The sequence below is a fragment of the Mesorhizobium sp. B263B2A genome (assembly GCF_020165775.1).
Lineage (GTDB): Bacteria > Pseudomonadota > Alphaproteobacteria > Rhizobiales > Rhizobiaceae > Mesorhizobium > Mesorhizobium opportunistum.
Genome location: NZ_JAIUIU010000001.1, coordinates 856,286 through 872,496 on the forward strand (window position 1 = coordinate 856,286; position 16,211 = coordinate 872,496).

The window sequence follows — 16,211 nt, forward strand, 5'->3', positions numbered from 1 at the left end:
CACCTTCTTGCCTCTATGTTGCGATCGCAGATCGCGCAATTGGTTTTGAAATGCCTCCCGACATCCCAGCTAATGAGTTGATAAAATAAGGAAAACTATCCGGCATCTGCCGGATATGCTTCCCAAAAACTCATAAGCATTTTTACCAGGGATTAGCGCAGCCAGCCGGGCTTGGGCACCTTCGAAAACCAGAGGTTTGAAATTGAGCGATGCAATTGCGGACGTGTTGAGCTGGCTTGAAAGCAGAAACGACATACAGAGCCTGAGGGCGGCGGTGTGCGACCTCAACGGCGTCATGCGCGGAAAACGCATCCCCGTCGAGCAGGCGCGCAAGGCGCTGGAGGGCAAGCTGCGCATGCCCTATTCGCTGATCGGGCTGGATATCTGGGGCGAGGACATCGAGGGCAACACGCTGGTTTTTTCGACCGGCGACGCGGACGGACTTTGCCAGTGGACGGGACGCGGCATTCTGCCGGTGGAATGGACGGCGCATCCGACGGCGCTCGTCCCGCTCTGGCTCGCCGACGAAAACGGTTCACCCTATCTCGGCGATCCCCGGCGGGCGCTGGCCCGCATCCTCGACCGCTACAAGGCGCTCGGCCTGACCCCGGTCGCGGCAACGGAACTTGAGTTCTACCTGGTCGATCCGCAATCGCAGCGGCCGGTCGGGCCAGTCTCGCCGGTCACCGGGCGGCGCCTCGATTCCGACGCGGCGCTGTCGATCGACGAGATCGACGACTTCGAGGCCTTCATCCACGACGTCTATGAGGCCTGCCGGGCGCAAGGCATCCCCGTCGATACGGCGATCGCCGAAAATGGCGTCGGCCAGTTCGAGATCAATCTGAACCATGTCGCGGACGCGCTGCGGGCGGCCGACGACGCCGTGCTGTTCAAGCGCACGGTGAAGGGCATTGCCCGCAAGCACGGCTTTGCCGCCTGCTTCATGGCAAAACCCTATGGCGACCGGGCCGGCAACGGCTTTCACGTCCATTTCAGCGTGGTCGACGCCGAAGGGCGCAACGTGTTCGACGACGGCACCGATCAGGGTTCGGAAACCATGCGCCACGCGGTCGGTGGGCTGCTCGCGGCAATGGCCGAGAGCACGCTGGTGTTCGCACCGCACTTCAACTCCTACCGCAGGCTTCGCCCGCGCTCCTATGCGCCGACCGCTGTCGCCTGGGGTTACGAGAACCGCATGGTCGCGATCCGCATTCCCGGCGGCCCGACCGCCGCGCGCCGCATCGAGCATCGCGTGTCGGGAGCGGACGCCAATCCCTATCTCGTGCTGGCCGCCATACTGGGCGCGGCACTGGTCGGCATCGAAAGACAGATGTCGCCGGGCGAGCCGACAGGCAGCGATGGACAAGGCGTTGTCCCAGCCAAGCTGCCGCCGGACTGGGCGTCGGCGATCGCGACGTTCGAAAGTGGAACGCATGTTGCGGAGATCTTCCCGGCGATCCTGCGCGACTCCTTCATCGCCTGCAAACGCCAGGAGCTGAACACGTTCGCCCTCAATGTCAGCGACTTCGAGATCGAGACTTATCTCGAAAGCGTCTAGGCCCCGCTGACCGGCCGCTACGGCACCCGTTCCGGGCGACCTTCCGGCAGACTGCCAAGCAGCGACTTGCGATACAGTGGTCAACCAGGGCGGCAACGGGCGTGCCGCCGCACCGCTGGCAGATGCAGGCGCGGATCGACAGGGCCAAGGCGATGATGGCGCGTGAGACCGCCTCGCTCGGCGACATCGCCGAGGCGACCGGCTTCTTCGACCAGGCGCATCTGACGCACGTCTTCAAGGCGGTGGTCGGCGTGACGCCCGGCGCAGGGATGAAGAGCGCCGGCAAGCCGTGACATTTCCGCCTTCACGGAACCGGGCATCGATTTCTATGCGCACGTTCCAGCACCATTTCGCCGCGGCCGATATCGATCGGCTGGCATCTATCCATAGGGCTGAGCCAGCCTGACCGGACTGGCGCGCAGGGATCGTTCATGTCCCGGCAGCCGCGATACGGTCGGCAGGCCCCGGGCGTCCTGCGCACCGAAGCCCAACCGTGTCAGACAGGCTCGCGCCAGGGCCGCGTTGCTGTCGATGACGACCAATCCGCTGACATCGTTGAGGCTGGCGGCCACCACCGACAGTTCGGTGCAGCCGAGAAGGGCAGCATCGGCGCCGGCCGCTTGCGCGATATCGAGCGCGCGCTCGGTCTCGATCGCCGCGTCCGCGATCGAACCGGCCTTGACGAGGCTGATCGCGCTGTCGACGCACTGCTGAAACTCGGTGTTCGCGGGAAGGCAGAGCCCAAACCCCGCCGCCGACATCCTGTCCTGGTAGAAGCCGGAAACCAGCGTGCCCCGCGTTGCGAGAATCGCAACCCGGCCTCGGTCCAAGCTACGGCGTGTTTCCGCCACCACCGCGTCGCCAATATGGAGGATCCGCGCTTGCGAATTCGCCGCCAGTTGGTCGTACCAATGATGGGCGGTGTTGCATGGTACCGCGATACAGCTAACGCCGAGCGCATTGAGCGTCGAGACCGCGGCGTTCAGAGCCGCCAGCGGTCCGTCGTGGTTGCCGAGGATCGCTTCGGTCCTGTCGGGCAGTTGGGGTACGCTGAGGATAACGGCAGGCACATGGTCGTTGTCCCTGACCGCCTGGGTCATTCGGGTCAGCTTGAAGTAGAAGTCGGCCGATGCTAGCGGCCCGAGACCGCCGATGATGCCGAGCTGGGGACGGATGCTGTCGTCGATCATCGGGCGGGCTCGGCTTCGAGCTCTCCCGAGACGGTTTCGACCGGCTGCGTCGTCTCCCTGTGGCTGGGAGCGATCATTGCCGTGCTCGCCGCGACGGTGCAGACGCTGGCCAGCGTCATGAACGTGTCCACGGCCGCATCCACCGCGACGAACAGGGCGAACGCCGCTTCAAAGGGAAGCTTCAGGTAGCCGCAGACGATGGACATCTGGGACAGGATGAGCAGGCTGCCCATGCCGCCGGTCGTGAGCGCGAGAAGCGCGGAGGCAATGCCGACGAGCACGAGGTCTGGCACGCCGAGCGGATGGCCGTAGAGCTGGGCGATGAACAGGGTGCCCGAGGTGTAGAGCAGCGCCGGGCCGGTGCGCAGCAATGCCGCCTGCAGCGGCACCAGCAGTTCGACGACCACCAGGCTGAACCGCAGGCGCTCGCTCAACAGGTTGATGACCCAGGGAAGCGAAGCGACGGTGGAACGCGTGGTGATGGCCACCATGAGCAGGGGCTGGCAGGTCTTGATCGTCGTCCAGTAGCTTCGTCGCGACCGGATGGCGATAATGGCAAAGGCGCCGGCGACGAATAGGAGGCAGGAAAGCCCCATGACCAGCAGGTAACCGCCCATCAGCATGAGCGGCTTGGTTCCGGTCGACGCGGTCTGGTCCGCGATCAGGATGAAGGTTGCGAAGGGCAATCCCCAGATGAACCAGTTGGTGAGGACCGTACAGGCCCGGTAGACCGCGTTGAGCGCCTGAGAAAGACTCATGGACGTGGGCTGGGGAATCTTTCCCATGGCGAGCCCGAACAGCAGGCAGAACAGCAGGACTTGGATGGTCTGGCCCGAGGCCAGCGCGTTGAAGACATTGTTCGGCACCAGATCGAGCAGGATCGAATGCCCGCCGTCAGCGCCCTCATTGGATGGCGGCTGGAACGGGAAGGCGAGATCGGTGGAGACGCTGCCCTGCGAATTGATGAACTCGCCAAGTTCGATGCGCGACTGCGGGTTCTCGATCTGGCCCGGTTGGAGGATCAGCGACAAGGTGCCGCTTACCAGCACGCCCAGGAACGACACGACCAGCACGGCCATACCCACCTTGCCCAGGTAACGAACCGATTTGGGGTCCTGGACCATCGACGTGATGGAGAAGATGACCGACGAAACCAGGTAAGGCAGGACGACCATCTTGAGGAAATTCAGGTAGAGCTGCGCGATCGGGCTGATCGCATGGGCAAAGTCCGGATAATAGAGACCGCAGAGTATCCCTGCCCCGATCATCGCGAGCGTCGTCACGGGCGAGCGCAATATGCGCCTTGCCGCGAGGCGCCAATCGAAGGGCACGGAGCCGGCTACGTCGGAGATGGCCATGTCAGGCTTTGCTCCCCTGGCGATAGCGGGCGATGATCTCGTCGGTGTTGAGCACCTGCTGGCCCCGGGCGAGATCGAGATAGAGGTCGACAAAGGCCGCGAGATGCGGATTGTCCGGCCGCACACCGACTGCAATGGTGTCGACCTTGTCCGTCAGCGTGATCGAGCGTGCGACGACCGTCATCGACGGGTCGTCTACCATCAGCTTCTTGATCTCGAAATCGTCGCGATAGGCCATGTCGAGCGTCCCGTTGCGGATCGCATCGATGATCAAATCCCAACTCGCGAAGCGGCGGATTTGTGCGTGCGGGAAGGTTGCCGGCGCATAGGTGGCGAATGAGGAGCCCTCGATAACGCCGAGATCGCCGGAGAAGTCACGGACGATCTGCTCGGGTGGCTTGCCTTGCGCAATTCGTGCCAGGTTGAGGCGGTTGGCGATCAACCCCTGGCGAAGCATGGCGTAGGGCCGGGAATAGACGATCGACCGGCCGCGCAGAAGGGTCCGGCTGAGCTTGCCGATCGCCAGGTCCGCCTGGCCGGAACTCACCAGGTTCACCATGCCGTCGAACGTTGCGGCCGACCGGTCGAACACCGGCTCCACGCCAAGCTGCGCGGCGATGCCGTGGGCCAGTTCCATGTCTATGCCATTGTCGCCCTGCCCGTCAGCCGGGAAGAACGGATTGGAAGCGAAGGACGGCATGGCGATACGCAGCGCATCGCCGCTCGCGACGGGCTTTGGGGCGTTCTGCGCCTGAGTGCTGGCCGCCTGAGCCTGCGAGATCAGCAACCCACCGCTTCCGGCCATAAGCAGCGTACGACGCGTAACCGACATGCGCATTCTCAATTCATGCGGGAGAGCAAGAAAGCAAGTCTGCCCAGTTCGCAGTATGCATGCGGAGGTTAAGTAAGCGTATATTTTACATTGTGCTCTTTCTACATAACGGGCAAAGCAGCACAACATCACGCCGGCGGTTGGAGTTGGGGTAAATGATCAAGTATCTCAACGACGCAAGTGGGAATTTCCTGATGAGCAGACTTTACCGGATGAAGGCGCTTCTGGCGGCCAGTTTCGCCACGGCCGCGACGATCCCGCCGATGGCCGTCTCCGCGCAGGCCGTGCAAACCAGCACTCAACTCGAGCCTGTCGTGGTCGAGGGCGAGGCTGGAGGCGGTGCCATCGGGCGGGTCGACGGTGTCGTCGCCAAGAAGACCATGACCGGCTCGAAGACGGCAACCACCATCAAGCTCGGCGGGCCGTACCTCGTCTACTTGCTGGCCAAGGGCGTGCGGCACCAAGGGTGAGTTGATTGCTAGGAGGATCGCTCGGCTTTCAGCACCGAGACCGCCGCCTCGCTGTTGTGGACATAGTCGTTGGCGTCGGGCTGCCTCTGCACCAAAAGGATGAACAACAGGTCGGTCAGCGCCAGCTGCGCGTCGCGCGCGGTAATGGACGAGGAGCGCGCACGCTCCTCGTCGGCGATGGTGTAGAGGCGGATGTCGGCGACGCGGCTCAGCGGATTGTCGTGCAGGCCGGTGACGGCGATCACCATCGTGCCGCGCTTGCAGGCAAGCTCGGCGATGCGCAGGGTTTCGATGCTGGCGCCGGAATAGGAGAGCGCGAACAGCACGTCGCCGGGCCCGAGCGTCGCGGCATTGGCCATCTGGATGTGGCTGTCGCTGTCATGCAGCACATTGCGGCCGAGCTTCATCAGCTTGTAGGAGAAATCGCGCGCCACCAGCGAGGAGGCACCGACGCCGGCCAGATGGATGCGGCGCGCGCCGTCCAGCAATTCCAGCGTCCTGGTGATGATACGCTCTGTATTGGCGGCGACGGTCTGCTGCATCGACAGAAGCTTGCTGCCGACCAGCTTCTTCACGATGACCTGGTAGCCGTCGCCGACCTCGATCGGCCCGTGGATGAAGCCGGCCGGCACCTGCCATTCCTGCGCCTTGGCCTCACTGACGGCGAGTTTGAGCTCCTGGTAGCTGGCATAGCCGAGCTTCTGGCTGAACTTGACGACGCTGGACTGGCTGCGCCCGATCTCGGCCGCAAGGGCCGCCGTCGACAGGCGCAGCATCTGGTCGGGATTGTCGACGATGTACCGGCCGATCTCGCGATCGCCGGTCGCCATGCCGTCGAGCTTCGCATTGATCCTGTTCAGAACGGACACGGATTCCCTCGCGCTTTTCGGTCCCGCACACCGACAGCCAGTTGTCATCGCTCGTGGCTGGCAGCCTATGGAACCAAGGAATAAATTATTCCAATTTCGATTGACAGCCAAGAACGCAGAATTAATTCTCGAACTGGATCGGGTCGAAATCCGGATTCTGAACGGACCTGAACGCCCGGCTTTCGTCGCACAAGGTTTCAGCCATGGACAGATTGCGGATCGTCGGCGGGCACAGGCTGCAGGGCGCGGTCACCATATCCGGCGCCAAGAACGCCGCTCTGCCGCAGATCGCGGCCGCCCTGCTCAGCCCCTACCCGCTCGAACTGACCAACCTGCCCGATGTGACCGACGTCGAGAACATGCTCGGCGTCGTGAGGCTTCACGGCGCCGAAGTCACACGATCGGCGCATGCCGCGACGATCGACACCAATGCCGCCGTTTCGAAGGAGACATCCTACGACACGGTCCGAAAGATGCGGGCGACGGTGCTGGTGCTGGCACCGCTGCTTGCGCGCTTCGGCCACGCCCGGGTTTCGCTGCCGGGCGGCTGCGCCATCGGCGCGCGGCCGGTCGATATGCATGTTTCGGCGCTAGCAGCCTTGGGCGCCAGGATCGCCATCGAAAACGGTTCGATCGTCGCCTCGGCCCCGAACGGACTGACCGGCACGCGCATCGTGCTCAGTTCGCCGTCGGTCGGGGCAACGGAAACCGCCATGATGGCGGCAACCACGGCCAAGGGCGAAACCGAGATCCTCAACGCGGCGCGCGAGCCCGAGGTGGCCGATCTCGCCGCTTGCCTCAACGCCATGGGCGCGCGCGTCGAGGGCGCCGGCACGCACCGCATCCTGATCGCCGGCGACACTTCCTGGCAAGCGGCCCGGCACGACATCATCCCGGACCGGATCGAGGCCGGCACCTATGCCATTGCCGCGGCGATCACCGGCGGCCAGCTCGAGCTCACCCATGCCCGGCTCGAACACATGGCTTCGGTGGTGCAATTGCTGGAGGCCACCGGCGTCAGCGTCTGGCCGGGCGATCGCGGGCTGATCGTATCGCGCGAGCGGCCGCTCAAGGCGGTCGACCTGGCGACGGAACCCTATCCGGGATTTCCGACCGACCTGCAGGCGCAGTTCATGGCGCTGATGTGCTGTGCGGAGGGGGCGTCGCTGCTGCGCGAGACCATTTTCGAAAACCGCTTCATGCATGTGCCCGAGCTGATGCGCCTCGGCGCCAACATCAAGCTGCAGGGAACCATGGCGCTGGTGCGCGGCGGCGAGACACTGCACGGCGCGCAGGTGATGGCCACCGACCTGCGCGCTTCGGTGTCGCTGGTGCTGGCGGCGCTGGTCTCCCAGGGCGAGACCATCATCAACCGCGTCTATCACCTCGATCGCGGCTACGAGCAGCTGGACCGCAAGCTGCGCCTTTGCGGCGCCGACATCGAGCGGCTGAGCGCATGAGCAGCGGCCGCTCCGATTATTTCCTCGGCGTCGATGGTGGCGGCACCGGCTGCCGGGCCCGCATCGAAGACGCGGATGGAACCGTGCTGGGACAGGGCCTGTCCGGCCCGGCGACGACGCGGCTCGGCATCGATACTGCCTGGGCCTCCATTGCCAGGGCATTTGACGCGGCGGTCGAGGAGGCCGGTTTCGGGCCGGCCGACACCGCCCGTGTCAGCGCCGGCATCGGCCTTGCCGGTATCGGCCGCAAGGGCGCGCTGGAGGCATTGCGGGCGATCGCGCATCCGTTTGCCAGCATCGATTTCGTCAGCGATGGCGTCGGCGCCTGCCTCGGCGCGCATTCCGGCCAGGACGGCGCCATCGTCATTGCAGGCACGGGCTCGATCGGTCTCGGCTTCGTCGAGGGCCGCGACCTGCGCGTCGGCGGCTATGGATTTCCGATCTCCGACGAAGGCAGCGGCGCCGATCTTGGCCTGAAAGCCGTGCAGTTGGCGCTGCGCGCCCATGACGGCCGGCACGAGCGGACGGCGCTGCTGGCGGAGGTGATGCAGCGTTTCGAAAACGATCCGATGGAAGCGGTCGCCTGGATGGACCGCGCCAGCGCCACGGACTACGCAGTGCTGGCGCCGATGGTGATGCGCCATGCCGACCAGGGCGACCCGGCAGGGCGGCGCATGGTGCAGAGCGCGGCCGAGCAGATCGATACGCTGGTACGGGTGCTGTTCGAGAAAGGTGCGCCGCGCGTGACCTTGCTGGGCGGCCTCGCCAGCCCGCTCGAACCATGGCTGGCTCCCGATGTCCGGCGCCGGCTGAAGCCCGCCGACGGCGATGCCGTGTCCGGCGCGATCATCCTGGCCAGGCGGTCCGCCCGCGGACGATAGCGCCTCACCCAGGCAGAATAAATTATTCCAATCTCTGTTGACCATACGAATATCCAATTCTAGAAAGTTAACAGAGGAACAAGGCGACGACGGATGGATCGAGCGTCCGTGTGCGCAGGGTACCGGGCGGGAAGCCATGCTCGACGCCGGTCAAGTAGCACGATTTTTGAAAGCACCGGGATGACCGAGCAAGCGTTGATGTCTGAGCTGGACCGGCTTGTTTCCGAAGGCCGAAACCCTCGGACTGTCGATATCGACCTGCTGCCGACCATCGACGTGCTGCGCAAGATCAATGACGAGGACAAGGTTGTGCCGGCGGCTGTCGAAAAGGTGCTGCCGGAAATCGCCGCTGCGGTCGATTGTATCGTGCTCGCCTTCCAGAAAGGCGCACGCCTGATCTATTTGGGCGCCGGCACCAGCGGGCGCCTTGGCGTTCTCGACGCCTCCGAATGCCCGCCCACCTTCGGCGTGCCCGAAGGCATGGTCGTCGGTCTGATCGCCGGCGGCCTCGACGCCCTGGTGCGATCATTGGAAGGCGCCGAGGATGACCCGAAAATGGGCGCCAAGGCCTTGCGGGAGATCGGACTCACCCCGCACGATGTGGTGGTCGGGATCGCGGTCAGCGGGCGCACGCCCTACGTCGTCGGCGGGCTGACCTATGCCAGGCAGGTGGGCTCAACCACGGTGGCCCTGTCCTGCAATCCGGCATCGACCATTGCCGGCATCGCCGACATAGCGATCTCGCCTGTCGTCGGCCCGGAGGTGCTGACAGGCTCGACCCGGCTGAAATCCGGAACTGCGCAGAAGCTGGTGCTCAACATGCTGACCACGGCCTCGATGATCCGCATCGGCAAGAGCTATGAGAATCTGATGGTCGACCTCAACCCGTCCAACAGGAAACTGGTGGCGAGGGCGATCAGGATCGTCATGCAGACGACCGGCTGCCCGGCGCAGCAGGCCAGGCAGGCGCTCACCCAGACCGGCAATGACGTGAAGCTGGCGATCCTGGTGACGATCACCGGCATGGGCGTCGAGGAGGCGCGGACGGCGCTCGGCAAGGCTGGAGGATTCCTGCGCAAGGCAATCAGCGACGGGAAGGCATGAAGCCGCTTTAGACAAGACGGCGCGAAGCCGCGTAGACTGGGCCGATACTCCGAAGCATGTGTGTCTGGAAGCGGCGGCAGAAACTGCAAGGCATCAAGGCAAATCATAATGGGAGACGAAAATGACAAGGCATTTCACGAGAACCCTGCTGTCGGGAATCACAGTTGCGGCGATGCTCGGCGTGGCTGCGGCCTCGGCCCAGGCGGCAACGCTGCACATGGCCTGGTCGCAGGACGCCACCGGGCTTGATCCGCACAAGCAGACGGCCTTTTCGTCGCTGCGGCTGCTGGAACTGATTTATGAGCCGCTGGTGCGGGTCGATGCCAGCCTGCAGATCATCCCCGCCATCGCCACGTCCTGGCAGTTTTCGCAAGACGGCAAGGAACTGACGTTCAAACTCGACCCCAAGGCGAAATTCCAGGACGGCACGGCCGTCACCTCGGCCGACGTCAAGGCATCGTTCGAGCGCATCCTCGACGAGAAGACGGGGGCGGCCGCCCGCGCCAATTTCCTGTCGATCGCCAGCATCGACACGCCCGACGCGGCGACCGTCGTGTTCCATCTGTCGCAACCCGACGCGCCGATCCTGACGGCGATGAGCGACGTCAACGCGGCCATCGTCCCGGCCAGCGAGATCAAGGCCGGCTCTGTCGGCACCAAGGCGCTCGGCTCCGGTCCGTTCAAGCTCGACAAATGGGACCCCAACGCCAAGGAAGTCTTGAGCGCCAACAAGGACTGGGCGGGCGGTTCGACCGGCGTCGACGGCATCGAGATCAGTGTGCTGCCCGACGAAGCAGCGATCCTGGCCGCCATGCGCAGCAAGCAGATCGATTTCGCGCTGCTCAACGACCCGCTGGTCGCCACGCTGGTGCCGAAGGAGGCCAGCCTGCAGCTCAACCGCGCGCCGGTGCTCGCCTATAACGTGCTGCAGCTCAATCCGTCGCGCAAGCCGATGACCGAGCTCAAGGTGCGCCAGGCGATCTCCTGTGCCATCGACCGGCAGGAGGTGCTGGACACCGCCGCGCTCGGCGAAGGCAAGGTCTCCGGCCCGCTGACCATTCCCGCGCTCGCGACCGATCCAAGCCAGTTGTTCTGCTACAAGCGCGACGTCGAGAAGGCCAAGAAGCTGATGGAAGAGGCCGGCTTTGCCGATGGCTTTTCGGCGACCGTGATCGGCGCCACCGGCGAGCCGCCGACGGCGGCGGCGGAAGCCCAGGTCATCCAGTCGCAGCTCGCCGAAATCGGCGTCAAGCTCGACATCAAGATGATGGAGCTCAACGTCTATGTCGACGCCTGGCTGAAGGGCGATTTCGACATGGCGGTCGCGCTCAATGGCGGACGCGCCGACCCCTATACGATGTACAACCGCTACTGGACCAAGGCAGGCAATCTACAGAAGGTGGCGAACTACATCGACGACACTCTGGACAGCCAGATGCAGCAGGGCCGCGCCGAGACCGATCCGGCCAAACGCAAGGCGATCTTCGCCGCGTTCGAGAAGCACCTTGCCGAGATGTCGCCGTGGATCTGGCTCTACACGTCCTACAGCTACACGGCCCAGCAGAAGACCGTCTCCGGCTTCGTGCCGACCCCGACGGGCACACTGTTCAGCCTGAGCAAGGTTACCATCCAGCAGTAGCCGCCTCCAGATCAGTAGATAGAGCATGATGCCGAAAACCGCTTCACACTTTTCGGCATCATGCTCTAGACGAGAGGTATCCTTCGCGTGAACTATCTGATGCGGCGACTGGCGACGTTTCCTCTCGTCCTGCTTGGCGTGTCCATCCTGGTCTTCGTCGCGATCCGGATGGTGCCGGGCGATTCGATCACGGCGATGCTGGGCACCGAGGCTGGCCTGCTGACGCCGGCGCAACGGGATTCGCTCGCCGCCTATTTCGGCATCGACCAGCCCTGGTTCGTCCAGTACTGGCGCTGGATAGGCGGCATCCTGCATGGCAATTTCGGCATCTCCGTCACCTATGGCAGGCCGGTGCTCGACGTCATCCTCGAGCGCTTTCCGCTGACACTCGAACTGGCCGTGCTGTCGATGATCATTGCCTTGGCGGCCGGCATGCCGGCGGGCATCTACGCCGCCACGCATAGTGAAAAGCCGTCCGATCTCGGGGTGCGCATCGTCGCCATGATCGGCCAGTCGACGCCGAGCTTCGTGCTTGGCCTGCTGATCATCTATACGCTATCGGCCGGCTTCGGCGTGCTGCCAGCGATGGGCGAATTCGCGCCGCTCTGGCAGGATCCGCTGCGCAATCTCAGCCAGCTGATCCTGCCCGCCATCACGCTCGGCTTCGCCTTCGCGGCGTCGGTCACCCGCATCGCGCGTTCGGCCATGCTCGACGTGTTGAGCGACGACTATGTGCGCACTGCCCGCAGCAAGGGCGCATCGGCGCGCAGCGTCATCTGGCGGCATGCGCTGCCCAACGCGCTGATCCCGGTGGTGACGCTAAGTGGCATCGAATTCGGCTACCTGCTAGGCGGCGCCGTCATTGTCGAGCAGATCTACGCCCTGCCGGGCCTCGGCCGCATGGTGCTCGACGCGATCCTGCAGCGCGACTACGCGCTGGTGCAGGGAGCCGTGCTGTTCATCGCCTTCAACTTCATGATCGTCAATCTCCTGGTCGATCTCGCCTATGTCGGGCTCGATCCGCGCATCCGGCTGGGAGAGCAATGATGCGCATCGCGCGCGCCATTTTCGGGCACGGCAGCGGCCGCATCGGCGGCGTCATCGTCTGCGTCTATCTTGTGCTCGCTATCCTCGGCCTGCTCGGGCTGACGCCGCACAACCCGATCACGCAGTTCCGCGTCGACCGGCTGCATGCGCCGGGCGCCGCCTACTGGATGGGCACCGATCTGTTCGGCCGCGACGTGGCCAGCCGGCTGATGGCCGGCATTGGCCAGTCCTTCACGGTCGCCTTCTTCTCGGTCGCCTTCGCCACCCTTGCCGGTACGGTGCTCGGACTGGCCGCCGCCTGGCTCGGCCGCCGCTGGGACGGCGTGGTGATGCGGATCATGGATGTGCTGCTGGCCTTTCCGGCGATCCTGCTGGCGCTGCTCATCGTCACCGTTGCCGGGCCGGGCACCTGGACCAGTGTCGTTGCCATCGGCATCGTCTACACGCCGATCTTCACGCGCGTGGTGCGCGGCCCTGCTCTGTCGCTCAAGGCACGCGAATTCGTCGACGCCGCGCGCACCTTCGGCAGCAGTTCGTTCTACATTGTGACGCGGCACCTTTTGCTCAACCTGGTGGCGCCGTTGACCGTGCAGGTGACGCTGGCGCTGGCCTGGGCATTGCTGACGGAAGCCGGTTTGAGCTTTCTCGGCCTCGGCACGCAGCCCCCGGCCGCGTCGCTCGGCCTGATGCTGAGCGACAGCCGCAACCTGATGGAAACCGCGCCCTGGCTGATGATCTTCCCCGGCCTGACCATCATGATCAGCATCCTCGGCTTCAACCTGCTTGGCGACGCGCTGCGCGACATCCTCGACCCGAAGATGCGGAGGGCGCCGGCATGAGCCTCTTGCTGTCGGTATCGGACCTGCGCGTCGGCTTCGGCCGCAACCCGCAAGCCAATGAAGTGGTGCGCGGCGTCAGCTTCGATCTCGCCGATGGCGAGACGCTGGCCATTGTCGGGGAAAGCGGCTCGGGTAAATCCGTCACCGCGCTGTCGATCAACCGGCTCATCGATTTCGGCGGCGGCCGCATCACTGGCGGCAGCATGACGCTGAAGCGCGCCGGCGGCAGCCTCTTCAACCTGATGGGCGCCACCGAGCCGCAGCTGACCCGCATTCGCGGCGCCGAGATCGGCATGATCTTCCAGGAGCCGATGACCTCGCTCAATCCGGTGCTGACCATCGGTTCGCAGATCGAGGAATCGTTTCGCCTGCACCGCGGCCTGACCGGCCGGCAAGCCACGGCCGCGGCCAGGGACGCGCTCGACCGGGTGCGCATTCCCGATGCGGCACGGCGGCTGAAATACACGCCCAACCAGCTGTCCGGCGGCATGCTGCAGCGGGTGATGATCGCCATCGCGCTGGCCTGCAATCCGCGCCTGCTGATTGCCGACGAGCCGACGACCGCGCTCGATGTCACCGTGCAGGCGCAGATCATGGCGCTGCTGGCCGAGCTGAAGCGCGAGACCGGCATGTCGATGATCTTCATCACCCACGACATCGGCCTGGTTGCCGGCATTGCCGACAAGGTGATGGTGATGCAGAACGGACAGGCCGTCGAACAGGGCGAGCTGAACCAGATCCTCGACACGCCGCAGCATCCCTACACGCAGCATCTGCTGCAGGACGTGCCGCATTTCACCAACGGCAGGGCGACACGCGCGGACGGACGGCGCAAGGAGGATGCAAGCGCAGAACCGGCCCTGAGGGTCGACGGTCTCGTCGTGCGGTTTCCGCTCAAGAGCAATTTCTTCAGCCGCGCCACCGGCGCGGTGCATGCCGTCGACGGCGTCGACTTCGACCTGATGCCGGGCGAGACGCTGGCGATTGTCGGCGAGAGCGGCTCGGGCAAGTCGACCACGGCAAAGGCGGTCCTTGGGCTGGTACGTTCCACGCGTGGCAGCTTCTCAGTTCGCGCCCAAATGCCCTCGGCCGAGCACAGCGCCAAGCCCGTGCAGATGGTGTTCCAGAACCCCTACGCTTCGCTCAACCCAAGGCTGACCATCGAGAGTATCCTGGCCGAGCCGGTGATCGCCACCAGCGGCCGCGCGAATGCCGAAGCCCGAACCAGGATGGCGAACCTGCTGGAACGCGTCGGCCTGCCAAAAAACAGCCTGGGGCGCTATCCGCATGAATTCTCCGGCGGCCAGCGGCAAAGGCTGTGCATAGCACGCGCGCTGATGCTCAACCCATCCGTCGTCGTTCTCGACGAAGCGGTGTCGGCGCTGGACGTTTCGGTGCAGGCCAAGGTGCTGGAGCTGCTGGTCGACCTGCAGCGCGAGTTCGGGCTCGCCTATCTGTTCATCTCGCACGACATGGCTGTCGTCGAGCGGATCGCCCACCGCATCGCCGTCATCTATGCCGGCCAGATCGTCGAGATCGGCGACGCGACCTCGGTGCTGTCGAAGCCGCGGCATTCCTATACGAAAAAGCTCATCGCCGCCGTTCCGACCATCGAGCGGCGGCGCGAGCATTTCGAGATCGATACGCGCCAGGTACCCTCGCTGGTGCGCCCGCAGGGGTTCGAACCGGCGCCGGCGCGGTGGGAGGAATTTGGCGGGGATCATCGAGCGAGGGTGGAAGGGTGATGACCCTCGGATATCTCAGGTTGGCGGGACAGCACCCCCCTCTGCCCTGCCGGGCATCTCCCCCGCAAGGGGGGAGATTGGATGTCGCATGGGCTTTCGCCAATCTTCAACGTTGGAAGGTTGGCGCAACATCAAAGCTGCCAATCTCCCCCCTTGCGGGGGAGATGTCCGGCAGGACAGAGGGGGGTGTGACGGATCGCGGCCTTTCAGGAGGCCAGCATTGAGCCCCCTCGCCCTACTCTTCGACCGAGCATTCCAACCACTGGAAGCGGCAGTAGCGGAGGGTCGCATCCCCGGCGGCGTGCTCGGCATCGTCGACAAAAATGGCCACCGCATCACCAGGGCAATCGGCGCCGCGCAGCTCGTGCCGAAGCAGCGACCGATGACCGTCGAAACATGGTTCGACCTGGCATCACTCACCAAAATCATCTTCACCACGCCGCGCATCCTGGCGCTGGCGGAAGACGGCGTGATCGACCTCGATGCGCCGCTGGTCTCTATCTTGCCGGATCTTCGCCAGTATGACGCGACGGCCTGGGAGCGGAAGGTGACGTTTCGCCAGTGCCTCGGCCACCAGACGCCGTTTCCGGCGGTCGAGCCGATCTACACTTACGGACGCGATCCGGAGCTGCTGCGCGCCTTCATCCTGCAGCGCGAATGGCGGGCTCGTGATCCTGTTTATTCGGACATCAATTTCATCCTGCTCGGCTTCGCGCTCGAGCGGCTGTCGGGCAAGACCATCCGCGACATGGATCCCGGCCCGGGATTTGCCTGGTCCGCGGAACCCGATGCGTCAGCGGCGACGGAGGACTGCACCTGGCGTCATCGCATGCTCTCCGGCGAGGTGCACGACGACAATTGCTCGGCGCTGCAGGGCGCGGGGCATGCCGGCCTGTTTGGAACGGCGGCGTCGATACTCGATTTCGCGCAAGGGCTGCTGACCGGCGCTTCCGAACCTTCGACCACGTTGATGCGCGCACCCTTGTCAGCCACCCGCACGCATGGCTGGGAACGCCCCTATGAGGGCTGGTCCGGCGGCGCCTCGTGCAGCCCGGGGACCATCGGCCATACCGGCTTCACCGGCACGGGACTGTGGATCGATTTCGACGAGGGCAAGGCCTGGACCTTGCTCACCAACCGGATCCATCCGACACGTCATTTCGACAGTGGAATCGTTGCGCTTCGGCAAGCGGTCGGCGATCTCATCAACAGCGACTAA

15 protein-coding genes are annotated in these 16,211 nt (G+C 64.7%); 11 read left to right on the plus strand and 4 right to left on the minus strand.

Features of this window, described 5'->3' with window-relative positions; all coding sequences use genetic code 11:
* Nucleotides 1-202: 202 nt before the first annotated feature.
* The gene (locus LB568_RS04115) at nt 203-1,558 is read left to right on the plus strand and encodes a glutamine synthetase family protein (protein WP_013896845.1); all 1,356 of its coding nucleotides are present in this window, start codon (nt 203-205) and stop codon (nt 1,556-1,558) included.
* A gap of 71 nt (nt 1,559-1,629) precedes the next feature.
* The gene (locus tag LB568_RS33645) at nt 1,630-1,851 is read left to right on the plus strand and encodes a helix-turn-helix domain-containing protein (RefSeq protein ID WP_224729496.1); all 222 of its coding nucleotides are present in this window, start codon (nt 1,630-1,632) and stop codon (nt 1,849-1,851) included.
* Between the two features lie 87 nt (nt 1,852-1,938).
* Here LB568_RS33645 and LB568_RS04125 read toward each other — a convergent pair whose 3' ends face one another.
* Genes LB568_RS04125 through LB568_RS04135 form a run of 3 tightly spaced genes read right to left on the minus strand, consistent with a single transcriptional unit; the run spans nt 1,939 to nt 4,938 of the window.
* Entirely contained in the window at nt 1,939-2,748 is an 810-nt protein-coding gene (locus LB568_RS04125; RefSeq protein ID WP_224729213.1) for an aspartate/glutamate racemase family protein, read from the minus strand.
* Nucleotides 2,745-4,106: a dicarboxylate/amino acid:cation symporter gene (locus tag LB568_RS04130; protein ID WP_224729215.1), complete on the minus strand. Its 1,362-nt coding sequence runs from the start codon at nt 4,104-4,106 to the stop codon at nt 2,745-2,747. The genes LB568_RS04125 and LB568_RS04130 overlap by 4 nt, the downstream gene beginning before the upstream one ends.
* A gap of 1 nt (nt 4,107) precedes the next feature.
* Nucleotides 4,108-4,938 carry a substrate-binding periplasmic protein gene (locus LB568_RS04135; protein WP_224729217.1) on the minus strand — a complete coding sequence of 277 codons (831 nt, stop codon included), beginning with the start codon at nt 4,936-4,938 and terminating at the stop codon, nt 4,108-4,110.
* Between the two features lie 155 nt (nt 4,939-5,093).
* On the opposite strand from LB568_RS04135, the gene LB568_RS04140 reads away from it, so the two are divergent.
* Nucleotides 5,094-5,408, plus strand: a complete 315-nt coding sequence (locus LB568_RS04140) for a hypothetical protein (protein ID WP_224729509.1) — start codon at nt 5,094-5,096, stop codon at nt 5,406-5,408.
* Between the two features lie 8 nt (nt 5,409-5,416).
* Here LB568_RS04140 and LB568_RS04145 read toward each other — a convergent pair whose 3' ends face one another.
* A complete protein-coding gene (locus LB568_RS04145) occupies nt 5,417-6,277 on the minus strand; it encodes a MurR/RpiR family transcriptional regulator (RefSeq protein ID WP_013896850.1) in 861 nt (286 codons plus the stop codon).
* A 203-nt stretch (nt 6,278-6,480) separates the two neighbouring features.
* Between LB568_RS04145 and murA the strand changes: the two genes are divergently transcribed.
* From murA to LB568_RS04185, 8 genes are all read left to right on the plus strand, one after another.
* The gene (gene murA / locus LB568_RS04150; RefSeq protein WP_224729219.1) at nt 6,481-7,737 is read left to right on the plus strand and encodes a UDP-N-acetylglucosamine 1-carboxyvinyltransferase; all 1,257 of its coding nucleotides are present in this window, start codon (nt 6,481-6,483) and stop codon (nt 7,735-7,737) included.
* A complete protein-coding gene (locus tag LB568_RS04155; protein WP_224729220.1) occupies nt 7,734-8,618 on the plus strand; it encodes an N-acetylglucosamine kinase in 885 nt (294 codons plus the stop codon). Before murA ends, LB568_RS04155 begins: the two co-directional genes overlap by 4 nt.
* A gap of 180 nt (nt 8,619-8,798) precedes the next feature.
* Nucleotides 8,799-9,722 carry an N-acetylmuramic acid 6-phosphate etherase gene (gene murQ, locus LB568_RS04160; RefSeq protein ID WP_224729222.1) on the plus strand — a complete coding sequence of 308 codons (924 nt, stop codon included), beginning with the start codon at nt 8,799-8,801 and terminating at the stop codon, nt 9,720-9,722.
* A gap of 121 nt (nt 9,723-9,843) precedes the next feature.
* Nucleotides 9,844-11,361, plus strand: coding sequence for an ABC transporter substrate-binding protein (locus tag LB568_RS04165; protein WP_224729224.1), 1,518 nt, complete (start codon nt 9,844-9,846; stop codon nt 11,359-11,361).
* A gap of 87 nt (nt 11,362-11,448) precedes the next feature.
* Nucleotides 11,449-12,408, plus strand: coding sequence for an ABC transporter permease (locus LB568_RS04170; protein WP_224729225.1), 960 nt, complete (start codon nt 11,449-11,451; stop codon nt 12,406-12,408).
* Nucleotides 12,408-13,247, plus strand: a complete 840-nt coding sequence (locus LB568_RS04175; RefSeq protein WP_224729226.1) for an ABC transporter permease — start codon at nt 12,408-12,410, stop codon at nt 13,245-13,247. The genes LB568_RS04170 and LB568_RS04175 overlap by 1 nt, the downstream gene beginning before the upstream one ends.
* Nucleotides 13,244-14,992: an ABC transporter ATP-binding protein gene (locus LB568_RS04180; RefSeq protein WP_224729228.1), complete on the plus strand. Its 1,749-nt coding sequence runs from the start codon at nt 13,244-13,246 to the stop codon at nt 14,990-14,992. The genes LB568_RS04175 and LB568_RS04180 overlap by 4 nt, the downstream gene beginning before the upstream one ends.
* A 220-nt stretch (nt 14,993-15,212) precedes the next feature.
* Nucleotides 15,213-16,211, plus strand: a complete 999-nt coding sequence (locus tag LB568_RS04185; RefSeq protein ID WP_224729230.1) for a serine hydrolase domain-containing protein — start codon at nt 15,213-15,215, stop codon at nt 16,209-16,211.